This window comes from Salinimicrobium sp. WS361, from assembly GCF_050750585.1.
In the GTDB taxonomy this organism is placed as follows: domain Bacteria; phylum Bacteroidota; class Bacteroidia; order Flavobacteriales; family Flavobacteriaceae; genus Salinimicrobium.
In genome coordinates, this window is sequence record NZ_JBOJLM010000056.1 from 1 (window position 1) to 874 (window position 874).

The following is an 874-nucleotide window of genomic DNA, read 5'->3' on the forward strand; positions in this document are numbered from 1 at the left end:
GAGGTCAACAAATCGGTCAACAAAAATAGTTTTAAGAAATTTGTTGACCGCTTTGTTAAAATTATTAACTTTCTTATATAGTTGATTTGACTTTCGTCTTTACTGATTATTCACCTTTAAGACGAACAACTATGACTTCAAAACAAACATTTTCTATCTTGTTCTGGGTTAACTCCTCCAGAGCTAAAGACAATATGGCCGAAATTTATGCCCGAATTGTCGTCAACCGGAAAAGAGTTAATATCAGTTTAAAAACAAAAGTTGACATAAAAAAATGGGATAAAAACAAAGGACGATTAAAATCCAAAGATCCAGGTTCACTCCAGATAAATCGGTTCATCGAACAAACAAGGACGCAAATTTTTCAGTCTTACATGGACCTCCAAGCCAACAATGAGGCAGTTAGCGCTACATCCGTAAAATCTCGTTTTTTAGGAGAAGATGAGAATCATACCTCAATAAAGGAATTAATAGCATATCATAATGAAAAGATGCAACACGTTCTGAATCCTGCTACTATGCGCCACTTCAAGACGAGTCAAAACTATATTATGGAGTACATTCAAAAAGAGTATAAATCTAAAGACTACCTACTTAAAAATCTTGATTATGGTTTTATAATTGGTTTCGAAAGCTTTTTGCGCTCCTATAAGCCGAAACATTATCAAGCACAAATTGGCAACAACACCATCATGAAACATATTCAGAGATTGAGAAAGATGGTAACCATGGCCTTTCATATGGAATGGATTACAAAAGATCCATTTGTAAAATTCAAACCTAAAATAATCAAGAAAGAAAGAGATTTCCTTACACAAAACGAACTGGAAAGATTAGAAAAACTATCCTGCTCAGTGGAAAGGTTAACTCAGGT

Annotated in this window: 1 protein-coding gene; it reads left to right on the forward strand. The window is 34.0% G+C overall.

Translation table 11 applies throughout. The features are described 5' to 3' along the window. Window positions 1-131 precede the first annotated feature (131 nt). On the forward strand, window positions 132-874 hold a 743-nt coding region (locus ACQ93I_RS17210; RefSeq protein WP_431699609.1), incomplete at its 3' end, for a phage integrase SAM-like domain and Arm DNA-binding domain-containing protein.